This is a genomic window from Nocardioides insulae DSM 17944, assembly GCF_000422825.1.
Lineage (GTDB): Bacteria > Actinomycetota > Actinomycetes > Propionibacteriales > Nocardioidaceae > Nocardioides > Nocardioides insulae.
Map to the genome: position 1 here is coordinate 14,877 of NZ_AUGU01000014.1, position 23,787 is coordinate 38,663.

General features: G+C 69.7%; 22 protein-coding genes. 19 read left to right on the plus strand and 3 right to left on the minus strand.

Translation table 11 applies throughout. The annotated features are described in order from the left end of the window. Positions 1 to 95 precede the first annotated feature (95 nt). Complete coding sequence (locus tag G515_RS0104420; protein ID WP_028659179.1) at positions 96 to 671, plus strand: hypothetical protein; 576 nt, start codon at positions 96 to 98, stop codon at positions 669 to 671. A 312-nt stretch (positions 672 to 983) separates the two neighbouring features. Here G515_RS0104420 and G515_RS0104425 read toward each other — a convergent pair whose 3' ends face one another. Next, positions 984 to 1,826 (minus strand): aldo/keto reductase, encoded by an 843-nt coding sequence (locus G515_RS0104425; protein ID WP_028659180.1) that lies wholly within the window; start codon positions 1,824 to 1,826, stop codon positions 984 to 986. Positions 1,827 to 1,930: 104 nt separating this feature from the next. Between G515_RS0104425 and G515_RS0104430 the strand changes: the two genes are divergently transcribed. The 14 genes from G515_RS0104430 (at position 1,931) to G515_RS0104495 (ending at position 18,132) form a co-directional block, all read left to right on the plus strand. Then, entirely contained in the window at positions 1,931 to 2,395 is a 465-nt protein-coding gene (locus G515_RS0104430; RefSeq protein WP_028659181.1) for an NUDIX hydrolase, read from the plus strand. A gap of 343 nt (positions 2,396 to 2,738) precedes the next feature. Then, positions 2,739 to 4,595, plus strand: a complete 1,857-nt coding sequence (gene dnaK / locus G515_RS0104435; protein WP_028659182.1) for a molecular chaperone DnaK — start codon at positions 2,739 to 2,741, stop codon at positions 4,593 to 4,595. Next, positions 4,592 to 5,170: a nucleotide exchange factor GrpE gene (grpE, locus tag G515_RS0104440; RefSeq protein ID WP_028659183.1), complete on the plus strand. Its 579-nt coding sequence runs from the start codon at positions 4,592 to 4,594 to the stop codon at positions 5,168 to 5,170. Before dnaK ends, grpE begins: the two co-directional genes overlap by 4 nt. Before the next feature lie 155 nt (positions 5,171 to 5,325). Next, entirely contained in the window at positions 5,326 to 6,501 is a 1,176-nt protein-coding gene (gene dnaJ, locus G515_RS0104445; protein ID WP_028659184.1) for a molecular chaperone DnaJ, read from the plus strand. Positions 6,502 to 6,503: 2 nt separating this feature from the next. Continuing rightward, positions 6,504 to 6,929, plus strand: coding sequence for a heat shock protein transcriptional repressor HspR (locus G515_RS0104450; protein ID WP_036554292.1), 426 nt, complete (start codon positions 6,504 to 6,506; stop codon positions 6,927 to 6,929). A 125-nt stretch (positions 6,930 to 7,054) separates the two neighbouring features. Then, on the plus strand, positions 7,055 to 9,652 hold the full coding sequence (gene clpB / locus G515_RS0104455; protein ID WP_028659186.1) for an ATP-dependent chaperone ClpB: 2,598 nt from the start codon (positions 7,055 to 7,057) through the stop codon (positions 9,650 to 9,652). Positions 9,653 to 9,924: 272 nt separating this feature from the next. Then, positions 9,925 to 11,133 (plus strand): hypothetical protein, encoded by a 1,209-nt coding sequence (locus G515_RS0104460; RefSeq protein ID WP_028659187.1) that lies wholly within the window; start codon positions 9,925 to 9,927, stop codon positions 11,131 to 11,133. Further along, a complete protein-coding gene (locus G515_RS0104465) occupies positions 11,130 to 11,636 on the plus strand; it encodes a TRAP transporter small permease (protein WP_028659188.1) in 507 nt (168 codons plus the stop codon). The genes G515_RS0104460 and G515_RS0104465 overlap by 4 nt, the downstream gene beginning before the upstream one ends. A gap of 7 nt (positions 11,637 to 11,643) precedes the next feature. Then, positions 11,644 to 12,939: a TRAP transporter large permease gene (locus tag G515_RS0104470; protein ID WP_028659189.1), complete on the plus strand. Its 1,296-nt coding sequence runs from the start codon at positions 11,644 to 11,646 to the stop codon at positions 12,937 to 12,939. 53 nt (positions 12,940 to 12,992) lie between these two features. Further along, positions 12,993 to 14,015, plus strand: a complete 1,023-nt coding sequence (locus G515_RS0104475) for a TRAP transporter substrate-binding protein (protein ID WP_051217874.1) — start codon at positions 12,993 to 12,995, stop codon at positions 14,013 to 14,015. 57 nt (positions 14,016 to 14,072) lie between these two features. Further along, a complete protein-coding gene (locus G515_RS0104480; protein ID WP_028659191.1) occupies positions 14,073 to 14,897 on the plus strand; it encodes an NAD-dependent epimerase/dehydratase family protein in 825 nt (274 codons plus the stop codon). 103 nt (positions 14,898 to 15,000) lie between these two features. Beyond that, positions 15,001 to 15,945, plus strand: a complete 945-nt coding sequence (locus G515_RS19490; RefSeq protein ID WP_036554296.1) for a LysR family transcriptional regulator — start codon at positions 15,001 to 15,003, stop codon at positions 15,943 to 15,945. 98 nt (positions 15,946 to 16,043) lie between these two features. Next, the gene (kdgD, locus tag G515_RS0104490; RefSeq protein ID WP_028659192.1) at positions 16,044 to 16,973 is read left to right on the plus strand and encodes a 5-dehydro-4-deoxyglucarate dehydratase; all 930 of its coding nucleotides are present in this window, start codon (positions 16,044 to 16,046) and stop codon (positions 16,971 to 16,973) included. Positions 16,974 to 17,073: 100 nt separating this feature from the next. Then, positions 17,074 to 18,132, plus strand: a complete 1,059-nt coding sequence (locus G515_RS0104495) for a hypothetical protein (protein ID WP_157571002.1) — start codon at positions 17,074 to 17,076, stop codon at positions 18,130 to 18,132. A 113-nt stretch (positions 18,133 to 18,245) separates the two neighbouring features. Here G515_RS0104495 and G515_RS0104500 read toward each other — a convergent pair whose 3' ends face one another. Continuing rightward, positions 18,246 to 19,403 (minus strand): pyridoxal phosphate-dependent aminotransferase, encoded by a 1,158-nt coding sequence (locus tag G515_RS0104500; protein WP_028659194.1) that lies wholly within the window; start codon positions 19,401 to 19,403, stop codon positions 18,246 to 18,248. Positions 19,404 to 19,439: 36 nt separating this feature from the next. Here G515_RS0104500 and pyrE point away from each other — a divergent pair, with 36 nt between their 5' ends. Then, positions 19,440 to 19,982, plus strand: coding sequence for an orotate phosphoribosyltransferase (gene pyrE, locus G515_RS0104505; protein WP_028659195.1), 543 nt, complete (start codon positions 19,440 to 19,442; stop codon positions 19,980 to 19,982). Beyond that, on the plus strand, positions 19,979 to 20,959 hold the full coding sequence (locus G515_RS0104510; protein ID WP_028659196.1) for a DUF368 domain-containing protein: 981 nt from the start codon (positions 19,979 to 19,981) through the stop codon (positions 20,957 to 20,959). The genes pyrE and G515_RS0104510 overlap by 4 nt, the downstream gene beginning before the upstream one ends. A gap of 39 nt (positions 20,960 to 20,998) precedes the next feature. On the opposite strand, the gene G515_RS0104515 is transcribed toward G515_RS0104510, so the two are convergent. Next, positions 20,999 to 21,745, minus strand: coding sequence for a DedA family protein (locus tag G515_RS0104515; protein ID WP_245565210.1), 747 nt, complete (start codon positions 21,743 to 21,745; stop codon positions 20,999 to 21,001). A 171-nt stretch (positions 21,746 to 21,916) separates the two neighbouring features. Between G515_RS0104515 and G515_RS0104520 the strand changes: the two genes are divergently transcribed. Then, positions 21,917 to 22,555, plus strand: a complete 639-nt coding sequence (locus tag G515_RS0104520) for a TrmH family RNA methyltransferase (RefSeq protein ID WP_036554447.1) — start codon at positions 21,917 to 21,919, stop codon at positions 22,553 to 22,555. Positions 22,556 to 22,717: 162 nt separating this feature from the next. Then, on the plus strand, positions 22,718 to 23,740 hold the full coding sequence (fbaA, locus tag G515_RS0104525; protein ID WP_028659199.1) for a class II fructose-bisphosphate aldolase: 1,023 nt from the start codon (positions 22,718 to 22,720) through the stop codon (positions 23,738 to 23,740). The last annotated feature ends 47 nt before the right edge of the window (positions 23,741 to 23,787 follow it).

Here is a 23,787-nt window from a genome sequence, read left to right on the forward strand (position 1 = left end):
GGTCACGATCGTGTGTCCGGATTGGTCGCGTTGGGGGGCCTCACACACAATGGGCGTGCGCGGTGCCGGGATGTCGCGCGAGGGAAGGATGAGACGTGGGCAAGGAACAGAGGCATCCGATCATCTCCGGGCTGCTGGCCCTGGTCGGTGTGGGCCTGGTCGTCGGAGTGCTGATCGGCCTGGTCGTGCTCGGAGCCACCCGGATGCTCGGGCTCGGCGGCGGGGATGAGAACGACGGCGGGAAGCAGGCCGCCTCGGACGAGGCGAGCATGGTCGTGCCCAGCCCCCAGCCCACCGACACTCCGACGGGTCCCCTCGTCACCCTCCCCCCTGGGGAGTCCAAGGACGCCTCCGGCAAGGCGGAGACGAAGAAGCAGAAGAAGCAGGAACCGAAGATCCAGTTGCGCAGCGGCCAGGCGAAGGTGAGCCCCATGCAGCGCATCGACCTGGCCGGCACCTACACCCAGGGCGGCGGGGCGATCCTCCAGGTGCAGCGCCAGGTCGGCGGTAGCTGGGAGGACTTCTACAGCGTCGACGCCTCGGTGCAGGACAACGGCTCCTTCGCCACCTACATCGAGACCGGTCGCCCGGGGGTCCAGAGGTTCCGGATGAAGGACACCTCCAACGGGAAGACCTCGAACGTCGTACAGGTGACCGTCACAGGCGGCTGAGGCACGGCACCGAGACGACTTCGCCCCCGTCACGACCGCGATGGTCGTGGCGGGGGCGATGTGCTGTGTGCTCACGCGCGGCGCAGACCGGCTCGCGCGATCAGACCTGCGCGGCAACGGGGCGGGAGCCGGCGTGCCACGCTTGGTTCTTCTGGGACGCCGGCGCAGACCCGCTCGCGCGATCAGACCTGCGCGGCAGCGGGGCGGGAGCCGGCGTGCCACGCTTGGTTCTTCTGGGACGCCGGCGCAGACCCGCTCGCGCGATCAGACCTGCGCGGCAGCGGGGCGGGAGCCGGCGTGCCACGCTTCCGATCAGGCAGGGATCCAGTCGAAGACGTCGGGGTTGGGCCCGGTGCGACCCTGCTCGCCCTGGTCGAGGGTGGCGATCGCGTCCACCTCATCAGGGGAGAGGGCGAAGTCGAAGACGTCCAGGTTCTCGGCCAGCCGCTCGCGGTGGGTCGACTTCGGGAAGATGATGTCGCCGCGGTCGAGGTGCCACCGCAGGGTCACCTGGGCCGGGGACTTGCCGTGCTTGTTCGCGATGGAGGCGATGAGCGGGTCGGCGAAGGCCCCCTTGCCCAGCGGCGACCAGGCCTCGACGCGGGCCCCGTGGCCGATGGTGGCAGCGCGGGCGGCCTCGTTGGTGAAGAAGGGGTGCACCTCGATCTGGTTCACCGCAGGCACAACGCCGGTGGCGCGCACGATGGTGTCGAGGTGGTCGGGCTGGAAGTTGGAGACGCCGATGGAGGTGGTCAGCCCCTGCTCCCGCAGCTCGACCAGCGCCTCCCAGGTGGCGCTGAAGTCGCCGTCGTACTGCGTCGGCAGCGGCCAGTGGATCAGGAACAGGTCCACCCGGTCGAGGCGGAGCTTCTCGAGTGAGCGGGCCAGGGAGTCCTTCGCCCGGGCCGCCTCGTGGAATCCGTTGTTGAGCTTGGTGGTCACGTAGACCTCGTCGCGGCCGAGTCCGGCGGCGGCGAGCGCCGCCCCGACGCCCTCCTCGTTCTGGTACATCTGGGCGGTGTCGATGTGCCGGTAGCCGAGCTCGAGGCCCTGGCTGACAACCGCCTCGGCCTCCGCCGGCGGCACCTGCCACACGCCGAGGCCGAACTGGGGGATCGAGGTCTGGTCGTTGAGTGTGATCGTGGGAACGGTCATGTCCACCCCCAACAGCACGCGCCCCTGGATCATGCCCGCGATGTCGGACCGATCGGAGATTGTGCGTCGTCTCACCCTCTGCTCACACCCGTCACAATGGCCCCATGACTCTGCCCGACTACACCGAGTACGACACCCGCCTCGCGGCGTACGCCGTCATCGTCGAGCCGCGCGACGGTGTCGAGCATCTGCTGCTGGCGCTGTGGAAGGAAGGCAGGGCGCGACGGTGGACCCTGCCCGGCGGCGGCGTGGAGTTGCGGGAGTCGGTAGAGGACGGCGTGATCCGCGAGGTCCGTGAGGAGAGTGGGTACGACGTCGCCTTGGACGGGCTGCTCGGGCTCGACACCCGGGTCTTCGAGCCGGTCCAGCGTCGCAGCGGGTCGGACCGGCACCTCAAGGCGGTGCGGATCCTGTACCGCGCGCACGTGGTCGGCGGTGAGTTGACCCAGGAGATCGACGCCACCACCGAGGAGGCCCGATGGGTGCCCCTCGTCGAGGTGAGGCGGCTGCCGCGGGTCCAACTGGTAGACGTTGCGGTGCGACTGCACCGCAGTGACGCCGGCCGGTGACCCGCGACAGCCGACTCGGCCGCTCCGGCCGGGATCTGGCGGGTTCTCGGCGGAGACGGTGCGGTCGGTCTGACTGCTGCCGGGCCTGTTGGGCTGTCAGCGGACACACCGCGCCGTCGACGTCCGCCGCGTGGTCGAGGGCTTGCTCGCCAAGGGCGTCGAGTTCGAGCACTTCCCGACGATCCGATCCGGGCAGGGAATGGATCCGAGCTCACTCCGGTTGGGTAGAACGAAGGAAAGTTGAGTCGATCAGACTCAGGTAATTTGGATGTCTCGCAGCGGCGAGGCACACTCGTTCCGAAGCACCAATATCGAGCAACAACTCAGCGGAGGTATCTGCAACATGGCACGTGCGGTCGGTATCGACCTGGGCACCACCAACTCAGTGGTGTCCGTCCTCGAGGGTGGCGAGGCCACCGTCATCGCGAACGCGGAGGGCGCGCGCACCACCCCCTCCGTCGTCGCCTTCGCCAAGTCCGGCGAGGTCCTCGTCGGCGAGGTGGCCAAGCGTCAGGCCGTCACCAACGTCGACCGGACCATCCGCTCGGTCAAGCGCCACATGGGCACCGACTGGTCCGTGGCGATCGACGACAAGTCCTTCACCCCCCAGCAGATCAGCGCCTTCGTGCTGCAGAAGCTCAAGCGCGACGCGGAGGCCTACCTGGGCGAGCCCGTGACCGACGCGGTCATCACCGTGCCGGCGTACTTCTCCGACTCCCAGCGCCAGGCCACCAAGGAGGCCGGTGAGATCGCGGGCCTCAACGTCGCCCGGATCGTCAACGAGCCCACCGCGGCCGCGCTGGCCTACGGCCTCGACAAGGGCGAGGACCAGACCATCCTGGTCTTCGACCTCGGCGGCGGCACCTTCGACGTGTCGCTCCTGGAGATCGGCGAGGGTGTCGTGGAGGTCAAGGCGACCTCGGGTGACAACCACCTCGGTGGCGACGACTGGGACAACAAGATCGTCGAGTGGATGGTTGCCAAGTTCAAGGCTTCCAACGGCGTCGACCTGGCCGCCGACAAGATCGCGGCCCAGCGTCTGCAGGAGGCCGCGGAGAAGGCGAAGATCGAGCTCTCCTCCTCCAGCGACACGACCATCCACCTGCCCTACATCACCCACGGCGAGGCCGGCCCGCTGCACTTCGAGGAGCGGCTGACCCGCGCCGAGTTCCAGCGCATCACCTCCGACCTGCTCGACCGCACCAAGAAGCCGTTCCAGGCGGTGCTCAAGGACGCCGGTGTCGCGCTCAAGAACATCGACCACGTCGTCCTGGTCGGCGGTTCCACCCGGATGCCGGCCGTGACCGAGCTGGTCAAGGAGCTGCTGGGCGGCAAGGAGCCCAACAAGGGCGTCAACCCCGACGAGGTCGTCGCCGTCGGCGCCGCCCTCCAGGCCGGTGTGCTCAAGGGTGAGGTCAAGGACGTCCTGCTGCTCGACGTCACCCCGCTCTCCCTGGGCATCGAGACCAAGGGCGGTGTGATGACCACCCTGATCGAGCGCAACACCACGATCCCCACCAAGCGTTCGGAGATCTTCACCACCGCCGACGACAACCAGCCCTCGGTCGAGATCAAGGTCGCCCAGGGCGAGCGTCAGATGTGGGGGCAGAACCAGCCGCTGGGCAACTTCGAGCTGACCGGCCTCCCGCCGGCTCCGCGGGGCATCCCGAAGATCGAGGTCACCTTCGACATCGACGCCAACGGCATCGTGCACGTCTCGGCCAAGGACCAGGCTTCCGGCCGGGAGCAGTCGATGACCATCTCCGGTGGTTCGGCGCTCGGCAAGGACGAGATCGACCGGATGGTCCGCGAGGCCGAGCAGTACGCCGAGGAGGACGCCAAGCGGCGCGAGGCCGTCGAGGTCCGCAACCAGGCCGACTCGCTCGTCTACACCACCGAGAAGTTCCTCTCCGAGAACGCCGACAAGGTGGGCGACGAGGTGAAGGAAGAGGTGCAGACCGACCTCGACGCCCTCAAGAAGGTGCTCGAGGACGAGGCGGCGGACAAGGACACCATCACCGCCGCGGTCACCAAGCTCGGTGAGTCGAGCCAGAAGATGGGTGCGGCCATGTACGCCGCCGCCGAGGCCGACAGCGCCGCGGCCGGCGGTAGCACCGGGGCCACCGGCGAGGCCGACGAGGACGTCGTGGACGCCGAGATCGTCGACGAGCCGGGCGACTCCGGCGAGGAGAACAAGTGACCGACGAGAAGGTCACCCCGGAGGAGGCGTCGGCTCCGGCCGGCGCCTCCCCCGAGGGGGAGCAGTCGGCCGAGGCCGAGGCTCCCGTGGAGACCGCACCGTCCGACGCCGTCGAAGCCGGCGAGGAGGATGCGGTCCAGGACGAGCTCGGCCAGGCCCAGCTCCAGGTCACGGAACTGACCGCCGACCTGCAGCGCCTCCAGGCCGAGTACGTCAACTACAAGCGCCGGGTCGATCGGGACCGTGAGCTGATCAAGGAGAACGCGACCTACGCCGCGCTCGCCCCGATCGTCGATGTCCTCGACAACATCGACCGCGCCCGCGAGCACGGCGAACTGGACGCCGGCTTCAAGGCCGTCGCCGACCAGCTCGAGCGGGTCGTGGCCGGCAGCGGCCTGGTCAAGTTCGGTGCGGTGGGCGAGGTGTTCGACCCCAAGGTCCACGAGGCGCTGTCCCACCTGGGCAGCGACCCGGAGGTCACCGAGACCACCGTCAAGGTGCTCGCCAAGGCCGGCTATCGGATCGGGGAGCGCGTCGTACGAGCGGCCCAGGTGCTGGTCGTCGACCCGGAGTGATCCCGACCGTCGGCACAGATCCCGACGGGCCCAGCCGGTGCGGCCGGCCGGGCCCGTCGGGGCAGGCACACTGAGCGCCACGACCAGCACCACACCGGCACGACCAGCACCACGACCAGCATCAGGATCAGAACCAGGAAGGGAGGCGCGCGCACGTGGCTGAGGAAGGATCCCGTGCCGACTGGGCGCAGAAGGACTTCTACGCCGAGTTGGGGGTGAGCAGTACTGCCACCGCCGAGGAGATCAAGAAGGCCTATCGCAAGCTCGCGCGCGCCAACCACCCCGACTCCAACCCCGACGACACCGCCAAGCACGACCGGTTCAAGAAGGTCGCCGAGGCCTACGACGTCATCGGCGACGCCGAGAAGCGCAAGAAGTACGACGAGATGCGCTCGCTCTACGCGGGCGGCGGGTTCGGCTTCGGCGGCGGTGGTTTCGGCGGACCGGGTGGTGCCGGGGGGACCGGCGGCACGCGCGCCGAGGACGTCTTCGGCGGTGCGGGCCTGGGGGACATGTTCGGCGACCTGTTCGGTGGCGGGTTCCGCCGGCAGCAGTCGCGCCCGCGCCCGCAGAAGGGCGCCGACGCCGAGACCACCGCGACGATCGGCTTCACCGACGCGCTCGACGGGGTCACGGTCTCGCTTCGGCTGAGCTCGGACGCCCCCTGTCAGTCCTGCAACGGTACCGGCGGGAAGCCGGGCACCAAGCCGCACGTGTGCCCCGAGTGCGAAGGATCGGGCTACATCGTCAACTCGGTCGGCGGCGCCTTCTCGCTCAACGAGCCGTGCCCGCGCTGCGGCGGGCGCCAGTTGATCTACGACGAGCCGTGCCCGACCTGCCACGGCAGCGGTCACGGGCTGAGCGCGCGGACCATCCAGGCGCGCATCCCCGCGGGGGTCAAGGACGGGCAGCGGATCAGGCTGCGCGGCAAGGGGTCGGCCGGCCAGAACGGCGGCCCCGCCGGTGACCTCTACGTCACGGTCAAGGTGACTCCGCACCGGGTCTTCGGCCGCCGGGGCGACCATCTCACCGTCGAGGTGCCGATCTCCTTCGACGAGGCGGCCCTGGGGGCCGACGTCAAGGTGCCGGTGCTGGGCGGTGCACCGGTGACCCTCAAGGTCCCCGCCGGCACCCCGACCGGGCGTACCTTCCGAGTCCGGGGCAAGGGAGCCCGGCGCAGCGACGGCACCCGCGGCGACCTCCTCGCCACCGTCGAGGTCCAGGTGCCGGCCGTGCTCAACCCCGAGGCCCGTGAGGCGGTGGAGTCCTACCGCGCCGCCACGGCGGGTTCGGCGCTGCGGGCCAACCTGTTCGAGCAGTCCGAGGTCTGACCGTGACCTTCCCGTCGCCCTCTCCCGATGCCGCCGTGTACGTCATCAGCGTGGCGGCGGAACTCACCGGCCTGCACCCGCAGACCCTGCGCACCTATGAGCGGATGGGGCTGATCACTCCCGGCCGTACCGGCGGCGGTGGGCGGCGCTACAGCCACCGCGACCTCGAGCTGCTGCGCACCATCTCCGAGCTGACGTCGGCCGGGATCGGGATCGAAGGGGTACGCCGGATCCTCGAGCTTCAGCAGGAGATCGACGCGCTGCGTGGCCGCAACGAGGCACTCCAGGCCGAGCTGGAGGTGGCCCGCGACGCCCTGCGCGCGGCGGTCACCGGTCGGCGTACCGCTCAGCAGACGGGCAACAGGCTGCCCGTGCTCCGCTCGCCCGATCCGGATGGCTCGATGGTGGTCTGGCGGCGCCCCCGCTGACTCTCCGCGCGCTGAAAAATAAACAAACTTGAGTGGAACAGACTCAACTCTGGCGACGTTCTGAAGAGTGACGGGCACGAGGGCGCCCGTCGGAGGGCCTTCCCGGAAGGAGAGCAGGAGAGACCATGAGTGCGTTCGGCGCCGACAAGTTCACCACCCGAAGCCGCGAGGCCATCGAGGCCGCGCAGTTGTCCGCCACGACGGCGGGCAACTCCACCACCGAACCCATCCACCTGCTGGTGGCGCTGCTGCTCCAGGAGGGTGGGTCGGCGGCCACGCTCGTGGCCAAGACCGGGGTCGACCCCGCCGAGCTGGTGCGGAGCGCCTCCGCCGCTCGCGACGGGCTGCCCCGGGCGACCGGCTCGACCGTCGCTCAGCCCGCCGCCTCGGCCGCACTGACCCGGGTGTTGGCCGGCGCGATCGACCTGGCTGCCTCGATGAAGGACGACTATGTCGCCTCCGAGCACCTGGTGATCAGTCTGGCGAGGGTGGAGAGTTCTGCGCAGTCGGTGCTCTCCGAGGCCGGGATCACCGCCGAGGGCCTGCAGGAGGGCCTCACCGCCATGCGCGGCAACCGGCGGGTGACCAGCCAGGACGCCGAGGACAGCTACGAGGCGCTGGAGAAGTACTCCGTCGACCTCACCGCCGCGGCCGAGAGCGGGAAGCTCGACCCCGTCATCGGCCGGGACGCCGAGATCCGGCGCGTGATCCAGGTCCTGTCGCGTCGGACCAAGAACAACCCGGTGCTCATCGGCGAGCCCGGCGTCGGCAAGACGGCAGTCGTGGAGGGGCTGGCCCAACGCGTGGTGGCCGGCGACGTGCCCGACTCGCTCAAGGGTCGGCAGGTGCTGAGCCTGGACCTCGCCGCGATGGTGGCCGGGGCGAAGTACCGTGGCGAGTTCGAGGAGCGGCTCAAGGCCGTCCTGGAGGAGATCAAGCAGGCCGAGGGCCGGGTGATCACCTTCATCGACGAGCTCCACACCGTGGTCGGCGCTGGCGCGGGCGGCGACTCCGCGATGGACGCCGGCAACATGCTCAAGCCGATGCTGGCCAGGGGCGAGCTGCACATGATCGGCGCCACCACCCTGGACGAGTACCGCGAGCGGATCGAGAAGGACCCCGCCCTGGAGCGCCGCTTCCAGCAGGTGTTCGTCGGGGAGCCGAGCGTCGAGGACACCATCCAGATCCTGCGCGGCATCCAGGAGAAGTACGAGGCGCACCACGGTGTTCGGATCACCGACGCGGCACTCGTCGCCGCGGCCACCCTCTCCGACCGCTACATCACCGGCCGGCAATTGCCCGACAAGGCGATCGACCTGATAGACGAGGCGGCGTCCCGCCTGCGGATGGAGATCGAGTCCTCGCCGGAGGAGATCGACCAGCTTCGTCGGCAGGTCGACCGGATGAAGATGGAGGAGTTCGCGCTCGAGAAGGAGAGCGACGATGCCTCCGTCGAGCGGCTCGTCGTGCTGCGCAAGGACCTCGCCGATCGCGAGGAGGAGCTGCGCGGTCTCGAGGCGCGCTGGGAGCGGGAGAAGGCCTCCCTGGAGGGTGAGGGTGAGCTGCGCCGTCAGCTCGACGCCCTGCGGATGGAGGCCGAGCGACTGATGCGGGAGGGCAACCTCGCCGGTGCCTCCGAGATCAACTACGGACGCATCCCCGAACTGGAACGGCAGATCGAGGCCGCCGCCGCAGCCGAGGACACGGTCGCACCCGAGGGGGAGAAGCTGGTGGGCGAGGAGGTGGCCGCCCCCCAGGTCGCCGAGGTCGTGGAGGCCTGGACCGGCATCCCCACCGGTCGGCTGCTCCAAGGGGAGCAGGCCAAGCTGCTGGAGATGGAGCAGGTGATCGCCGAGCGGCTGATCGGGCAGCGCGACGCCGTCCGAGCCGTCTCCGATGCAGTCCGCCGTTCGCGGGCCGGCATCGCCGACCCCAACCGGCCGACGGGCTCCTTCCTCTTCCTCGGTCCCACCGGCACCGGCAAGACCGAGTTGGCCAAGTCGCTGGCCGACTTCCTCTTCGACGACGAGCGCGCCATCGTGCGGATCGACATGAGCGAGTACTCCGAGAAGCACTCGGTCGCGCGGCTGGTCGGGGCACCCCCCGGCTACGTCGGGTACGACGAGGGCGGCCAGCTCACCGAGGCGGTCCGGCGCCGTCCGTACTCGGTGGTGCTCCTCGACGAGGTGGAGAAGGCCCACCCGGAGGTCTTCGACATCCTGCTCCAGGTGCTCGACGACGGGCGGTTGACCGACGGCCAGGGCCGTACCGTCGACTTCCGCAACACCCTGCTGATCCTCACCTCCAACCTCGGCTCCAACTTCCTCACCGACCTGACCGCGGATCCGCACGAGCAGCGGGAATCGGTGATGGCGGTGGTGCGCAACTCCTTCAAGCCGGAGTTCCTCAACCGGCTCGACGAGATCGTGGTCTTCGACGCGCTCTCGCTCGAGGACCTCACCCACATCGTCGAGATCCAGCTCGGCCTGCTCGAGAAGCGGCTGGCCGTACGCCGGATCGGGATCGGTGTCACCGATGTGGCCAAGCAGTGGCTGGCCGAGACGGGCTACGACCCGGCGTACGGCGCTCGGCCACTGCGTCGCCTGATCCAGACGGCCATCGGAGACCCGCTGGCGCGGATGCTCATCTCGGGCGAGGTCACAGACGGTGCTCGGGTGAGCGTCGATCGGGACGAGCACGGCCTGGAGCTCACCACCACGTGAGTCGGTGAGATCCCGCATCATACCCCACCAGGATCGAGTCTCCATCGCCCGATGCCCTGAGACTATGAGCAGGTAGGGCCCCAGGGCCCCTGATTCCAGCGCAGCCCCCGTCGATCTCAGACGGGGGCTGCGCTGCGTCGCCATGGGGTGGATGCCGTGAATGCATCGGTCCATGCGTCGCGGGGCTTGGACATGTATCGCCATCTGCTGCCAGCATTCTGTGACCTGCCCCACAGGGGCGTGAAATTCGTCACGGATCACAGGAGACCCCCATGACTGCGACCGAGCCCGCGGCCGGTCCCGACCCCGTCGGAGTCGTCGGCTACGCCTATCCCTGGGACGTCCTCGGCGACCCCGGGTTCCTCGACCGGGTGCATGCCCTCGGCATCACTCGTGTCGCACTGGCGGCGGCCTACCACACCACCCGTGCGGCGACCCCTCTTCATCCGCAGCGTCGACTGGTCGACGCACGGCACGCGGCCCTGTATCGGCCGGTGCGTCCGGAGGCATGGGCGGACCGGCGGCTGGTTCCCGCGCCGGCCGCGTGGGTGGAGGAGGACGACTCCTTCGGGCAGGCGGCCAGGATCCTGCGCGAGGGCGGGATCGAGGTGGCGGCCTGGGTGGTCCTGACGCATTCCTCCCGCCTCGGGTCGGCCCACCCCGAGCACGCGGTGGTCAACTGCTTCGACGAGCCCTACCCCTACGCCCTGTGCCCCCGGTCTCCGGAGGTGCGGGAGTACGCCGCCACCTTGGCCGCCGAAGCGGTGCGCGGGGCCGACGTCGTCGCGATCGTGCTCGAGGCGTGCGGCCAACTCGGCCTGCAACACGGCGGCCACCACGAGAAGACGGACGGCGCCTACGACGAGACCGCCGCCAGGCTGCTCTCGATCTGCTGCTGCCGGTGGTGCCGGGAGGCCTGGCGGGCCGACGGACTCGTGCCGGACGAGGTGGCGGCCTCCCTGCGATCCTGGGTCGAGGAGACCCTCGGCAACGGCGACGGGGGACAGACCGGAGACCCTGCGCGGACCTACGTGCTCAACCGGGTCCTGCGCCTGCGTCACGCGGCCACCGACAGCCTGCGCGCCGGTGTGATCGCAGCGGCCCGGGAGGCTGCTCCCGGGCCCCTCGAGGTCGCCCTGCACGCTCAGCCCGACCCCTGGGTGACGGGTGCGCTTCCCGGCCTGACGCCCAGCGCCCCCGACGACGTCGACGTGGTCGTCGCCCAGTGCTGGGCGACCGGCCAGGGGTCGATCGACAACGCCCGTCGCCTGGTCGAGGGTGTGGCGGACCGGGCGGTCCCGGCGGCGTACGTCACCGTCCTGCCGCCGACCGTGCCCGAGGAGTTCGCTCCCCACCTGGACGCCCTGGAGGCGGTGGGGGTGCGACAGATCCACCTCTACCACCTCGGCCTGACCGGTCCTGCGCGCGCGGAACTGCTCGGTCAGGCCGGGCGGCGTCTCGGGGCGGAGGTCAGCGCATGACCGGTCTGAAGCGGCTCTTCCGGGGCGTGGACCTCGCCTACGAGGCCTGGACCCTGCTGTGTCTGGTGGCGGTCGTCTTCGTCGTCCTGTGGCAGATCTTCGGTCGCGAGTTCCTCGACTCGACCCCGGCGTGGAGCGAGGAGACCGGCCGGGTCCTGCTGGTGTGGATCGGCTTCCTGTCCGCGGGGATCGGATTCCGCGAGGGCGCGCACATCGCGTTGAGCTTCGTGGTGGATCGGATGCCGGCCGTTGTGCGCACCGTCCTGGGTCGATTCGCGCAGCTGCTGATCCTGGGGTTCGGGGCCTACCTGCTGGTCCAGGGTGCCCAGTTCACGATCGACACCCGCGTCGCCACCCTGCCGGGCACCGGACTCCCGCGAAGTGTCCTCTACGTCATGATGCCGGTCGCCGGCTTCATGATCTGTCTCTACACCGTGCTGCAGATCTGCGGAGTGCGTACTCAGCGCTACGTCGACTCGCCTGACGACGCTGACTACGAGTGAGGTTGCCTTGTCCATCGATCCTGTCGCTGTCTCACTCCTGCTCGGATCCTTCGCGGTCCTGGTCCTCATCCGGGTGCCCATCGCCCTGTCACTCGCCATCGCGGCGGTCCTCGAGGCCTTCTACCTCGGCATTCCATTGACCACGGTCGGCCAGCGCATGGTCGCCAGTCTCGACGCGTTCGCCCTGCTGGCCATCCCGTTCTTCATCCTCGGTGGCGAGATCATGGGCGCGGGTGGGATCTCCGCCCGGCTGATCCGGTTCGCCGGCCTCTTCGTCGGGTGGCTGCGCGGCGGCCTCGGCCTGGTCAACATCGGGGCCAGCACCTTCTTCGGCGCGCTCTCCGGGTCGTCGGTGGCCGACGTCTCCGCCGTCGGCTCGGTGACCATCCCGATGATGAAGAAGAAGGGGTACGACACGGACTACGCGGTCAGCCTCACCATCTCCGGGGCGGCGCAGGCCGTGATGATCCCGCCGAGCCACAACCTGGTCATCTACTCGATGGCCGCGGGCGGCGTGTCCATCGGCGCGCTGTTCACCGCCGGCATCCTTCCCGGGCTCATGCTCGGCGGCGCCCTGATGGTGACCGCATTCCTGGTGGCGCTCAAGCGGGGTTATCCCAAGGAGGAGCTGATCCCGATGCGGGAGGTTCCTCGGGTCGTTGCCGACGGATTGCTGAGCCTGCTGATGCCGGTGATCATCCTCGGCGGCATCCTGAGCGGCTTCTTCACCGCGACCGAATCGGCTGCGGTCGCCTGTGTCTACGCCTTCGTGCTGACCTTCTTCGTCTACCGCGACCTCCCGCTCAGGGCAATGATCCCGATCCTGCAGAAGACCACGCGCACCCTCGGCGTGGTGCTGTTCATCATCGCCGCGGCGGGTGCCTTCGGCTACTTCCTGGCGTTCCTCCAGGTGCCGGCCGCGGTCACCGACGCGCTCCTCGGGTTCTCCGACAGCAAGATCGTGATCCTGCTGCTGGTCAACGTGCTCCTGCTGCTCCTGGGAGCGGTGATGGACATGGCGCCGCTGATCCTGATCATGACCCCGATCCTGCTCCCGGTGGCCACCAGCCTCGGGATGGATCCGGTGCAGTTCGGCATCATGCTCCTGCTCAATCTGGCGATCGGGCTGATCACACCGCCGGTCGGCAACGTCCTCTTCGTCGGGTGCGCCATCGGGCGGATCTCGATCGAGAAGGTGACCAAGACTCTGCCGATCTTCCTCGTCCCCATGATCGCGGTCTTGCTGCTCATCACATTCGTGCCGCAGTTCTCGCTGGCACTTCCGGGCTTCTTCGGCCAATGACGAAATCGAAGGGAATTGTGGGTTCAATGGGTAATTGGAATGGTGGCCCGCTGATGGGTCGACGGGGCCTCCTCAAGGCGGGTGCCTTCAGCGCCGCCGCGATGTCCACGCTCTCGCTGGCGGCCTGCGGTGACGGTGGCTCGAGTTCGGGCGGTTCGGGCGGTGCGGAACTCAAGTTCCGTCTCGCCGAGACCCACCCCGAGGACTACCCGACCACCCTGGGCGACAAGAAGTTCGCCGATCTGGTCCGCGAGGCCAGCGACGGGCGCATCGACATCCAGGTCTTCGCCGGAGGCCAGTTGGGCGAGGAGTCGGACGTCATCGAGCAGGTCCAGATGGGGTCGATCGAGATGACCCGGGTCAGCTCCGCGCCGATGACGGAGTTCTCCTCCGGGATGGGCCTGTTCGGGCTCCCCTACATCTTCGACGACGCCGACCACATGTGGCGCTTCCTCGACGACGACTCCGGCCAGCAGCTCCTCGGCTCGATGGAGGACGCGGGCTTCAAGGGGCTGTGCTACTTCGACCCTGGTGCGCGCAGCTTCTACACCCGCGAGAAGGCGATCCTCACCCCGGCGGACGTCAAGGGACAGAAGTTCCGGGTCCAGGAGTCCGAGGTCATCATCGACTTCATCAAGGCGCTGGGTGGATCGCCCACCCCGATGGACTACGGCGAGGTGTACAGCTCTTTGCAGAGCGGCCTGATCGACGGCGCGGAGAACAACGAGCCGAGCTACTACTCGGCCACCCACTACGAGGTCGCACCCAACTTCACCCGCGATGAGCACATGCGGGTGGCCGAGATCCTGGTGATGAACCAGGACTCCTGGAACGGCCTCAGCGACGAGGACAAGGACATCATCCAGCAGGCCGCCACCGACGCGATCCCCTTCCAGAGGGAGAAGTGGGATGCGCAGGTCGAGAGCGACATGGCCAAGCTGAAGGAGGCCGGCGTCAAGATCACCGAGGTCGACGACATCACTCCGTGGCGTGAGGCGGCCCAGCCGGTCCTCGACAAGTACGGCGAGGAGTTCGCCGAATATCTCGACAAGATCGACGAGCTGCGCCAGGCGTGATGCGGACCGACCCCCTACCGGGCCGCACGCCCACCCAATGACGACGGAAGGACGGACATGACCGAGACCGTGCTCATCACGGGCGCGAACGGGGGTCTCGGGCGGCTGATGCGCCCGAGGCTGGCACAGCCGGGGCGCACCCTGCGCCTGCTCGACCTGGTGCAGCCGGAGCCGGGAGGGCCCGGCGAGGACGTCGAGGTGATCGAGGCCTCGGTGACCGACGAGGCCGCGATGCGGACGGCCTGCGCAGGAGCGGACGCGGTGATCCATCTCGGCGGGATCAGCGTCGAGTCCCCCTGGGCAGGCATCCTGGCCAACAACATCGACGGGACCAGGGTCGTCATGGAGGCGGCCCGCGATGCCGGCGTACGCCGGGTGGTGCTGGCCTCGAGCAACCACGCCGTGGGCTTCTACGAGATGGCCGAGGCGCCCGAGGGTGGCCTCCCGGCCGACCTGTTCCCCCGTCCCGACACCTACTACGGCGTGAGCAAGGTGGCGGTGGAGGCGTTGGGCAGCCTGTTCCACGAGCGTTACGGCATCGACGTCAGCTGCCTGCGGATCGGGTCCTGCTTCGAGAAGCCGTGGGACCCGCGGTCGCTGTGGACCTGGATGTCACCCGACGACGGCGCTCGCCTGTTCGAGGCCTGCCTGGCCACCTCCGAGCCCGGCTTCCGGACCATCTGGGGCATCTCCCGTAACACCCGCAACTGGTGGTCGCTGGAGGCAGGGGAGGCGATCGGCTATCACCCGAAGGACGACTCCGAGGTCTTCGCGGCCGAGATCCTGGAGGGCTGGACCGAGGTCGACCTCGCCGTACCCGAGCAGCGCCTCGTCGGCGGCAAGTTCTGCACCGGCCCCCTGGGCCGTGACCAGAACAGCTGATCGAGCGGCCGGTTGTCCGACTGTGATGAGCACCGGGGTGAACGGATCGAGGGCGATGATGCATACCTCAGATGAGAGGGTCGCTGAAGGATACTCTCGAGGTATGCAGTCGCCTGCGCTGACGCTTGATCAGCTCCGGTGCTTCATCGCCGTGGCCGAGGAGCTCCACTTCGGGCGCGCCGCCGAGCGACTGACCATGACGCAGCCCCCGTTGAGTCGTCAGATCCAGAAGTTGGAGAGGGCGGTCGGCGCGGTCCTGATGGAGCGCAGCAACCGGGGAGTGACGCTGACTCCCGCGGGCGCGGAGTTCCTCGATCACGCCTACCGCGTCACCAAGGTGCTCGAGCAGGGGGTGGAGCATGCCCGTCGGGTGGATGCCGGGATGTCGGGCACGATCGACCTCGGCTTCACCGCGGTGTCGGCGATCCGGTTGCTCGGACCTCTGCTGATCCGGCTCGCAGAGGAGTTGCCCGAGGTCGAGGTGGTCCTGCACGAGGGGGTCACCGGCAGCCAGGTCAACGGCATCCGTCGCGGGGAGCTCGCCCTCGGGCTCGCCCGTCCGCCCTTCGACGGGTCGCTCATCGCCTCCCGGGTGGTGGCCCGGGAGCCGCTGTACGCCGTACTGCCGGTGGGGCATCCGCTCACCGCGGTGTCCGGGGCGCTGGCGCCGCAGGACTTCGACGGTACGGCGATGATCAGCTACCACCCGGATCAGGCGCGCTACTTCCACGACCTGACGGTCCGCTTCCTGGTCAACGGGCATGCCCGGATCGTGCAGCGGGTCCAGCAGATCCTCACCGCGGTCCTGCTGGCCTCCACCGGCGAGGGGGTGGCGCTGGTGCCGGCCAGCGCGACCGCGCTGGGCGTCGAGGGCGTGGTCTACAAGCCGCTGCACGACGTCGAGGGCGGTCATCCGGACAGCGATCCGGCGCGGCCGGTCGAACTCCACGCCATCTGGGCGCGTGGTGGCATGACTCCCCTGCGACGCCGGGTGCTGCGCGTCGTGGAGGAGGTCAGCGCCGGATTGAGCCATGCTCCGACAGCATGACTGAATGCTCAAACGGCGCTGGACGAGCATCGTAAGCCTTCCTAGGTTGAAGGCGGTGGCGAGGGTCGCCACGGGTTGACGAGTCGAAGGGTTTACTGGTGTCTTCTGTCTCTCCCGCTGAGCTGGCGGCCGGTCTGGGCCGTGGCCTGCTGTCCTTCCCGGTCACGCATTTCACGGCCGACCTCGAGTTCGACGAGGCCGGTTACCGAGACCACGTGGCCTGGCTCGGTGAGCACCCCGTGGCCGGACTGTTCGCCGCCGGTGGCACGGGGGAGGGGTTCTCCCTCACCTTCGAGGAGACCGACCGAGTCGTACGGGCGGCCGTCGCCGCCGCGGATGGCGCCGTCCCGGTGATCGCGCCGGCCACCGGGTCCACGGCGAACGCGGTGGCCCAGGCCCGTGCCGCGCAGGCCGCAGGTGCCCAGGGCATCCTGCTGATGCCGCACTACCTCACCGAGGCGCCCCAGGCCGGCATAGTGGCGCGCATCCGGGCGGTGTGCGAGGCGACCTCGCTCGGGGTCATCTACTACAGCCGGGCCAACGGCGTGCTGGGTGCGGACGCGCTGGAGCAGGCCAGCGACGCGTGCCCCAACCTGATCGGGTTCAAGGACGGCGTCGGGAGCATCGAGCAGCTGACCCGCATCTGTGCTCGGATGGGTGACCGGCTCGTGTACGTCGGTGGGCTCCCGACCGCCGAGGTCTTCGCGCTGCCGCTGCTGCAACTCGGGGTCACGACGTACTCCTCGGCGATCTTCAACTTCGTGCCGCGTTTCGCCCTCGACTTCTACGACGCCGTCCGGCGGCACGACCTCACCGAGGTCTACGCGCGGCTGAGCGACTTCGTCATCCCCTACACCCAGATCCGCGACCGGAAGAACGGGTACGCCGTCTCGATCGTCAAGGCCGGGCTGCGGGTCGTCGGTGGCGCCCCGGGACCGGTGCGGCCCCCGCTCACCGACCTGGACGCGGAGGAGACGGACCTGCTGACCGAGCTGGTGAAGAAGGCGGAGGCGACCTGGTGCGCCTGAGTCCGGATCGAGGCTGAGCCGTCCGGGTCGGGAGGGACCCGGGCAGGGTGAGGGACGGCCGCCCGCGGCTCGGGTTGGTGCGACCTGTTGAAATGACCCCATGGCGGAACAAGCACGACCCTCGCAGGTGACCCTGGCCGGCTGGTCGATCGTGGTCGGCTCGGTACTGGTGGTGCTCACCGCCTACGACACCATCTCTGGTCTCACCAGCCTGGAGACCCGGGAGTCGGTCCAGGAGATGCTGACCGAGGCACCCGACTCCTTCGGAGTCACCGTCGACCAGATGCTCGAGGTCATGCGCTGGAGCACGATGGTGGCCGCCGCCGCGGCCGCGGCCAGCGCCGTGCTCGGATGGTCCGCCATGCGACAGCGCTCCAAGAGCGCCCGGATCGCGCTGACCGTGCTGGCCGTGCCGCTCTTCGTGGGCGGGATGAGCGGCGGAGGGTTCTTCGTCGGCCTGGTCGCCGCGGGCGTGTTGCTGTTGTGGTTGCAGCCCTCCCGGGACTGGTTCGACGGCACCTACCGGCCGGCCGCCGAGCGGTCGGCGCGGGAGACGTCCTCGGCCCGGGCCTCATCCCCTTCCGGTGAGACGCCGGGGCCGGTGCCTCCGCACTCATCAGGTGTCGCCGGAGGTCAGCCGGGGTCGACGGCGCCGGCGCCCACGACCCTCCCGGTACAGCCGCACGCTCCGGCGTACCCGGTCCGCCGTCCGTCGGCGGTGATGACCGCCGCGGTGCTCACCTGGGTGTTCTGCGCGCTCAGCGTGATCGTGGTGGGGCTGGCGCTGATCGTGGCACTGGGCGACATGGACGGCGTGACCGCCGAGATGGAGCGGACCTACCCCGGCCTGATGGACGACACCGGCTACACCGAGGGGATGCTTCAGGCCGCCGTGATCCTGACCTGCGCGATGCTGATCGGGTGGGCGCTGGGGGCGTGCCTGGTGGCCTGGCTGGCGCTGCGGGGGCACGACTGGGCCCGGATCCTGGTGATCGTCTCCGCCGCCACCGCCGGAGTGTTCATGGTGATCGGCACGTTCTCCATGCCGGTGCTCCTGATCCCGCTGCTCGCCTGCGGCGCGACAGCCTGGCTGCTGCTCCGCCCCGAGGTCGGGGCGTGGTACGCCGAGAAGCGGCGCGAGGCGATCATCCGGCGGTGACCGAATCTCCGATCGGTGCCGCCCGCTGCGCGCGGTGAGGCACGCGCGCGGCCGAGTCGGCTCGATCGGTGCTCTGCCAGAGCGCTTCGTGTGGCTCGCGCCGACGGCCTCGATCAGTGCTTCCTGAGATCGGCCTTGCCCAGCCGGGCCAGCGCCTCCTCCAGCACGGCCGGCTGCTTGCAGAAGGTCCAGCGGACCAGGTGCCGACCGGCGTCGGAGTCGTAGAACCCCTGCGTCGGGATGGCGACGACGCCCGCGCGCTCGGGGAGGGCCAGCGCGAACTCGTGCCCGTCCGCCCAGCCCAGTGAGCCGATGTCGGTGATCGCGAAGTAGCTGCCCTCGGGGTGGTTGACCGCCAGCCCGAGCGCGGCCAACCCCTCGCAGAGCAGGTCGCGGCGGGCCGCGAGGTCGGCCGCCAGTTCGGCCGGGAAGCCGCCCGCCTCATCCAGGGCGTACGCCGCCGCAGGCTGCAGGGGAGCGCCCGAGGTGTAGGTGAGCCACTGCTTGGCCGAGACCAGGGCGCCGACCAGGTCCGCGGGGCCGGTGGCCCAGCCGATCTTCCACCCGGTGAGCGAGTAGGACTTGCCCAGGCTGGACAGGGTGAGCGTCCGCTCCCACATCCCCGGTAGGGTCGCCAGCGGGACGTGCGGGACGCCGAAGGTGAGGTGCTCGTAGACCTCGTCGGTGATCACGATCAGGTCGTGCTCGATCGCCAGCCGGGCGACGTCCTCCAGTTCGGCGCGGGTCAGCACGGTGCCGGTGGGGTTGTGCGGGGTGTTGAGCAGGAGGAACCTGGTGCCTGGAGTGATCGCAGCTCGCAGGGCGGCCGGGTCGAGTCGGAAGTCGGGCGCGTGCAGAGTCACCGGCCGGCGTACTCCTCCGGCCATCTGGATCATCGCGACGTAGGAGTCGTAGTAGGGCTCGAGCACCACGATCTCATCGCCCGGCTCGACCAGTCCGAGCAGCGCGGCGGCGATCGCCTCGGTGCAGCCGGTGGTCACGGCCACCTCGGTGTCGGGGTCGGGCGAGAGCCCGTAGTGACGCTGCTGGTGGCGGGCGATCGCCTCGCGCAGGACGGGCAGGCCGGCGCCGGGGGCGTACTGGTTGTGTCCCTCACTCAGGGCGGCACCGGCCCGCGCGATCACCTCGGCGGGCCCATCCACATCCGGGAAGCCCTGGCCCAGGTTGACCGATCCCGTGCGTACGGCGAGGGCCGACATGGTGGCGAAGATCGTGGGTGGGATACCGGCCAACCGGGAGACGGTGCGCATGTGCCTCACCGTACGTGCCCCGGCTACCGTGGGCGCGTGACCCAGCACCATGACCCCGCTCTCGCTGCCGACATCGATGCCGCCTGCCGGCTGACCGGCGAGTTCACCCTGCGCTCGGGCCAGCAGGCCACCGAGTACTTCGACAAGTACCTCTTCGAGGCCCAGCCCGCTCTGCTGGATCGGGTCGCCACGGCGATGGTCGGCCTCCTGCCCGGTGGCACCGAACTGCTCGGCGGCCTCGAGCTGGGCGGGGTGCCGATCGCGACCATGGTGAGCGCCAAGACCGGTCTGCCGACCCTCTTCGTGCGGAAGAAGGCCAAGGAGTACGGCACCTGCAAGCTCGCCGAGGGCCCCGAGGTCGCCGGCCGCACGATCACCCTGATCGAGGACGTCATCACCACCGGAGGGGCGGTGCGTGACGCGACCAAGGCCCTCCGGGACGCCGGCGCGATCGTCCGGACCGTGGTGTGCGCCATCGACCGCAGCCCCGCCGATGTCAACCCGCTCGCCGATGTCGACCTGGAGGTGCGACCGGTGCTCACCAAGGCCCAGCTCGACGCGGCGCGCGACCAGGCATGAGTGACCCCCTCGGCGAGGCCGCGGCGGCGGCGACGTCGAGCGAGGCGCCTCCGGCTCCGCGCTCCAAGCTGTTGCTGCCGCTGGATCTCCTCCGGGGATTCCTGATCGGGCTGGCCGAGCTCGTCCCCGGGGTCTCCGGTGGCACGGTCGCCCTGGTGACCGGCGTGTACGACGCCCTGATCGACTCGGCGGGCCATGTGCTCAGCGCCGGCCGACGGCTACTCACCGGGCCGGACCGCTGGCACGCCGCCGCCCGCGAGCTGCGGCGTACCGACTGGTGGCTGGTCGTGCCGGTCCTGCTCGGCATGGCGACCGCGGTCCTCACCGTCGCCGGCGCGATGAGCGCCTTCGTCACCGACTATCCGGAGGAGGCCCGCGGCCTCTTCCTCGGCCTGGTGCTGGCGAGCGTGGCGGTGCCGTTGCGGATGCTCCCGGACGAGCGTCGGAGCAAGGTGTACGACGTCGCGCTGGTCGTGGTCGCCGCCGCGGCGGCGTTCTGGCTGGTGGGCCTGGCCGGTGGGAGCGTGAACTCCGACCCCGAGCTCTACCTGGTCTTCCTCGCGGCCGCGGTCGCGGTGTGTGCCCTGGTGGTGCCTGGGATCTCGGGCTCGTTCTTCCTGCTCGCGGTGGGTCTGTACGCCCCCACGCTGGACGCGGTGCACGACCGGGACCTCGGCTACATGGCGGTCTTCGCGGCAGGTGCCGTAGTCGGTCTGGGGTCCTTCGTGGTGGTGCTGCGCTACCTGCTCCACCATCGTCGCCGGACCACGCTGCTCGTGATGGCCGGGCTGATGATCGGGTCGCTGCGGGCGCTCTGGCCCTGGCAGTCGGTGCCCGATCCCGAGGCGGACGGCTACCCGGGTAGCCCGGTCGCGCCCTACGACCCGGTCCTGGTGCCGGTGCTGCTGGCGCTGGTGGGGATCGCGGTGGTGGTGGTGCTCATCGTGGTCGAGGAACGGCGTACCCGTCGCGGCTGACGGGCGGCTCGTCGAGGACCCGGCGAGGACAGCGAGGACTCAGCGCTCGGGCTCGCGGGGTACGTCGGCGCCGGTGATGTCGCGGTCGGGCCGACCGTCGTGGTCACGGTCCTCGGCCTCGGGTGCGCTGGTACGCCGATGCCGACGTACCTCCCACAGCATCGGCACGGCACCGACGATCAGGATCGCCATGATCACGTAGTCGATGTTGCTGCCCAGCCAGGGGACGGCCTGGCCCAGGAAGTAGCCGAGCACGGTGATGCTGAGGACCCACAGCACGGCGCCGACGAGGCTCCACACGAAGAAGCGGCGTCGATCCATCCTGGTGACACCGGCGACCACGGTGATGTAGGTGCGCACGAAGGCGACGAAGCGCCCGATCACCAGGGCCTTGTTGCCGTGCCGGTCGAAGAACACCTCGGTCTGATCGAAGTACTTCTTCTTCAGCACCCGGCCCTCGCGTGCGTAGAGCGAGGGCCCGAGTTTTCGTCCGATCTCGTAGCCGACGACGTTGCCCGCGAAGCCGGCGGCGACGCACAGTGCCATGATCGAGACCAGTTCGACCCATCGCGGCCCCGGCATCAGGTCGAGCTGCCCGGTGGCCACGAAGATCCCCAGCGCGAACAGCAGGGTGTCACCGGGCAGGAACGGGAAGAACAGACCGCACTCGACGAAGATGATCAGCAGGCTGATCCAGACGAACTCAGTGCCGAACTGAGCCAGCAGCCACTGCGGGTCGAGCCATTCAAGCCCCAGGAAGAGCGGAGTCAACGGCTCCGGGGTCACGCCGCCCCCCGGTGAGACGGGGCGAGGCAACGCATGAGCATTGCCTCAGCCTACCCGGGGGGCACGCGCCCGCCGCGGGCGGTGGTTAGGCTTCGCTCGGTGAGCGATCAGACGACCGCGGGCAGCGGGTACGCCGACGCGGCGGAGGACCCGCGGGCGCCCTACGACCCGATGCCGCACGGGCAGCCGCAGGTCGGCGTCGGACCGTGGCAGGGGGAGTGGCCGCAGGACCCGCGGCTGGATCCCGAACTGCTGGTGAACGGCGACCGGCGCAACGTCGTGGACCGCTACCGCTACTGGACCATGGAGGCGATCGTCGCCGACCTGGACACCAGACGGCACGGGTTCCACGTCGCGATCGAGAACTGGCAGCACGACTTCAACATCGGCACCATCGTGCGCACCGCCAACGCCTTCCTCGCTGCCGAGGTCCACATCGTCGGCAACCGCCGCTGGAACCGGCGCGGTGCGATGGTCACCGACCGCTATCAGCACTTGCGACACCACGCCACCGTCCCGGACCTCGCGGACTACCTGCACGAGCGCGGGGTGCGCCTGCTTGGCATCGACAACCTGCCGGGGTCCCTCCACCTGGAGACGATGGCGGTGCCGCGGGAGGTCTGCTTCCTCTTCGGGCAGGAGGGACCGGGGCTCTCCGAGCAGGCCCGCGACGCGTGCGACGGCACCTTCTCCATCGCCCAGTTCGGCTCCACCCGCTCGATCAACGCCTCCTCCGCCGCGGCGATCGCGATGCACGCCTGGGTCCGCGAGCACGCCGACCTCGGTTCCGCGGACGCCTGGCGGGGGTGACCTGGCGGTTTCGCCGGGCGGCCGTGCGCGGGTACGTCGCTTGATCGATCCAACAACGGCGGTGCACGCAGGGCGCTTCCGGGCGCACTAGGGTGGCCGGACGAGCAGGCGCCTCCGGCGTACCTGCTCGCCGACCCGACCGTCGTCACAGGAGTCCTCCGGATGCCCATCGCCACCCCCGAGAAGTACGCCGAGATGCTCGCGACCGCCAAGGAGAACGAGTTCGCCTTCCCGGCGATCAACGTCTCCTCCTCGCAGACCCTCAACGCCGCGCTGGCCGGGTTCGCCGAGGCCGGCTCCGACGGGATCATCCAGATCTCGACCGGAGGCGCGGAGTACCTCTCCGGCCCGACGGTCAAGGACATGGTCACCGGGTCGCTGGCGTTCGCGGCCTACGCGCGCGAGGTCGCCAGGTCCTACGACGTGCAGATCGCCCTGCACACCGACCACTGCCCCAAGGACAAGCTGGACGGATTCGTCCGGCCGCTGCTCGCGATCTCCGCGGAGCGGGTGCAGCGCGGCGAGGAGCCGCTGTTCCAGAGCCACATGTGGGACGGCTCGGCGGTGCCGCTGGCGGAGAACCTCCAGATCGCCGAGGAGCTGCTGGCCGCCGCCAAGGCCGCCCGGATCGTGCTCGAGATCGAGGTCGGTGTGGTCGGCGGCGAGGAGGACGGCATCGTCGGCGCCATCGACGAGAAGCTCTACTCCACCCCCGAGGACGCCATCGCCACCGCCGAGGCGCTGGGCACCGAGGGCTACCTCACCGCGCTCACCTTCGGCAACGTGCACGGCGTCTACAAGCCGGGCAACGTCAGGCTCCGGCCGGAGATCCTCCAGCAGGCGCAGGCCGCGGTCGCCGACAAGCTCGGCCTCGCCTCCGGCAGCAAGCCGTTCGACCTGGTCTTCCACGGCGGGTCCGGCTCCTCCGCCGAGGAGATCGCGGCCGCGGTGTCCTACGGCGTGGTGAAGATGAACGTGGACACCGACACCCAGTACGCCTTCACCCGGCCCGTCGCCGCGCACATGTTCGGCAACTACGACGGTGTGCTCAAGGTCGACGGCGAGGTGGGCAACAAGAAGCAGTACGACCCGCGCGCTTGGGGCAAGGCCGCGGAGGCCGGCATGGCCGCGCGCGTGGTCGAGGCCTGCCAGCACCTCAGCTCCGCGGGGCAGTCCATCCACTGATCCTCAGCCGCGACGTGGTGGATCGGCGTACCCGGTACGCCGACCCA